This is a genomic window from Paenibacillus xylanilyticus, assembly GCF_013359935.1.
Lineage (GTDB): Bacteria > Bacillota > Bacilli > Paenibacillales > Paenibacillaceae > Paenibacillus > Paenibacillus xylanilyticus.
In genome coordinates this window covers 1-3,111 of sequence record NZ_JABMCB010000116.1, presented here as the reverse complement: position 1 = coordinate 3,111, position 3,111 = coordinate 1, and the positions used below count along the sequence as shown (strand labels likewise).

Here is a 3,111-nt window from a genome sequence, read left to right as displayed (position 1 = left end):
TGTGGATTACATCGAATTTGAAGATAACTTTAATCCTGGCGACCAGATTATTATTGACTCCGGGAAATTCAAAATCACCCGGAATGGTCAAAACGTATCCCATCTCTACACAGGCGATTTCCTGCAGCTGAATCCAGGGACAAATTCACTCCGGTGGACTGATCCAGAAACGGCCAGGACCGTATTATTCCGTATTACTCACCGAGACAGGTTCCTGTATTAAGGGGTGACACATGAAGTATTTACAGGTGTTTGATAAAGATTTAAAGCGAACGGGTTACCTAAACTTCGCTTATGATATAGTACGGCGGAGACGGGTCAATGGAGATTATGAGCTGTCTTTTTTTGTGCCCATGACATCGGATGACTATCGGGAGAAAATTAAGATCAAGGGTCATGTGATGGACGAACAAGGGCAGTATTATGTGATCCAGACGCGGGAACGGGTTCGGGATGGCAAAAAGCTGACGGCTCGTATTGTGGCAACCCACGTCATGTTCAAGATGAATGAATTTAAGGTGCCCTATGATCAGTACATTGAAGAAGCTTACGGGGTGCATATCAGCCAAATGACTGCCCGTCTGTCACTGATCATGAACAACAAATACACATTCAAGATTGATGACGTTTTTGACCTTCAGGATATCAAGGATTGGGGCCGGACTACAGCTCTGGAAGCTTTCAATCACATTGTTAAGTCCTACGGTGCAGAGGTAAAGGCGGATAACTTTACGATCCATCTACGTAAGCGTGTGGGCGAAAACGTGGGCAAGCAATACCGGATAGGCAAAGACATCATTCAAGACCAATTCAAAGATGAGGGTTCAAACCTGGTGACCAGGATGTTCAGCCAAATGAAAGACGGCCGGACGTTTATAGGGATGTCCACGGACTACCTGACAGCCGAGGAATTGAGTCTGTTGCAAAGCGTACCGGGAGCCATTCAGAACGGGAAACTGGCCGTCAATTATCTGATATCTCCTTACGCACAATACTGGTCCAACACAACCAACGTTTTCTATGATGGGGAATTGGTTGACCAAAATATAGAGGACCCGGAAAAGCTGCTAAAGGCTACCCGGGAGGAGTTGCGAAAGAAAGAGATCCCGGAAATTGAAATCTCTATCAATGCAGCTGATATCCATAAGATAGACCGGATCGAATCACCGCCTGACATGGGTGATATCGTGTACGCCTATGACCCAGAAATGGAAATGAAAAATATCGAAATGCGGGTTATGGAAATGACGGAGTATCCGTTTTCGATGGACAAACATACTCAGGTGGTGCTGGCAAACTTCAAAATCCAGAGTTATGACGATATCATTGCGGATCTGGAACGATCCAAGCGAATCGTTAATGACTTGTTCTCGGGCGGCAAGATCCGAACGGATGTATTTGAGACATTCGCCAAGCAGGCCGTGATTGACATCAACAACTCCAAGACCCAAATCATTTACGATCAGCGCGGGATTGTGCTGCAAAGCCAAACAGACACACGGAACCAGGTCATATTAACGTCTGACGGGCTCATGCTAACAACAGACCGTGGAATTACTGCAAGGGTCGCCATCACAGCGCAGGGCATTGTGGCGGAGGCTATACGGGGCGTTCTCGGAGATTTCGTTTCTATGGTCATCGGCAGCGGGAACCTGGTCACCAAGATCAATACACAGGGAATCAGCTCCGGCCATGCTGACTACAACCAGGCACCGTTCCGGGTAGACATGCAGGGCAACGTAGTCGCCAGGTCCATTAAACTGACCGGGGAAATTGATAATTCCACCATGCTCAGTTCATTAATCCAGGCGTCACGGATTGTCGGTAATGAGATCGAGGGCGGAACGATTACAGGGGCCTTGATCCGAACGGCAGCCAGTGGGCGGCGTATCGAGCAGGACATAAACGGTTTTCGAACATACGATTCAAACAATAGGAACCGTATCCGAATTACCACAGGATCAAACGATGAAATTGCGGCTATCTCGTTCTTTGGTTCGGGCGGAGCTGTTGCTGGGGAGATTAATTCATATCAAAACTCGGGGCAGCTGACTATCTTTAGTAATGACTTGTTTCTTGGATCAAACAACACTGGTAACCCAATTAGGCTGCAAGGGTCGCCAATTGTTGCTGGTCCTGCTGAGTTCCGCAGTACTGTTTCTTTTGCCAACTCTAACATCACAGGGTTGGGAATCGCCAGTATAAATGGATTACAGGCCGAATTATCATCATTAAGGACTCAATTAGAGTCACTACGTTACTCCTTTAACAATCACACCCATCCAATCACACTGCCAACTCATAACCATGGTCTTGCGAATGCTACAAATTGGGGCGGAACCTACCAAACTTCAACTCCGTAATGTATCATAATAGGTAAATTGAACCAAAATGGAGGCTGGATTGGTGAAAAAGGTTGCATATGTTGTAGGCGGTATACTGATTGGGGTAGTTATTTCGACAACTGGAAGCGCGTTTGCTGACACTGTGAAAAGCATGGTTGGAAAGAAAGTTAGTGGAGAATATAGCGTTATAGTAAATGGAGAAAAGTTATCTGAAAAAGGGGCAATCATTGATTCAAAGGCCAATGTGCCTGCTAGATCCCTTTCAGAAGCGTTAGGAGCTGATGTGAAAGTGTCAGGAAAAACTATAACCATCACAACAGAACAAAGTAACACTGTTGAAACAGGCTCTGGTCCTAATAATGTATCAACAACAAATAAATACATTGGCGGTACAAAGAGCAGTTTAGAAACAATGAGAGATAGTTTGAAAAACCAAACGATTGCTCCGTTGGAGAAGGCTAGAGAGGATGTTTCCAGATGGCTTTCAGAATCAAAAGAACAAGGCAATGATTTAGCTGTTGACCAGTGGACAAAGGAACTTGCTCGGTATGATAGCGACATTGCTAAGTATTCGGAAGAATTGAAACTGGTAGAAGAAGCTTTGGCTGAAATTAAATAAAATAATGAGTCCGTAAAACTACGGGCTCTTTTTTATGCTCAAGAGAGGAAGTGGCGATTGTGATAAAGAAATTACTGATAAGGTGGATATTCGGAAAGAACGTCACAATATTCGCTGAACCGTCGGACCAACCTAGACTTTGGACGG

Annotated in this window: 3 protein-coding genes; all 3 read left to right on the top strand. The window is 45.3% G+C overall.

All coding sequences use genetic code 11. The features are described from left to right. The coding region (locus HP552_RS01270; RefSeq protein ID WP_175393817.1) for a phage distal tail protein at positions 1-223 on the top strand (223 nt) is incomplete at its 5' end. 10 nt (positions 224-233) lie between these two features. After that, on the top strand, positions 234-2,363 hold the full coding sequence (locus tag HP552_RS01265; protein WP_175393907.1) for a phage tail protein: 2,130 nt from the start codon (positions 234-236) through the stop codon (positions 2,361-2,363). A gap of 43 nt (positions 2,364-2,406) precedes the next feature. Further along, a complete protein-coding gene (locus HP552_RS01260; RefSeq protein ID WP_175393906.1) occupies positions 2,407-2,964 on the top strand; it encodes a stalk domain-containing protein in 558 nt (185 codons plus the stop codon). Positions 2,965-3,111: the final 147 nt, after the last annotated feature.

Excerpts from the sequence above, each read along its gene's own strand:
- HP552_RS01265 (WP_175393907.1), top strand. The coding sequence starts at position 234 with ATGAAGTATTTACAGGTGTTTGATAAAGATTTAAAGCGAACGGGTTAC.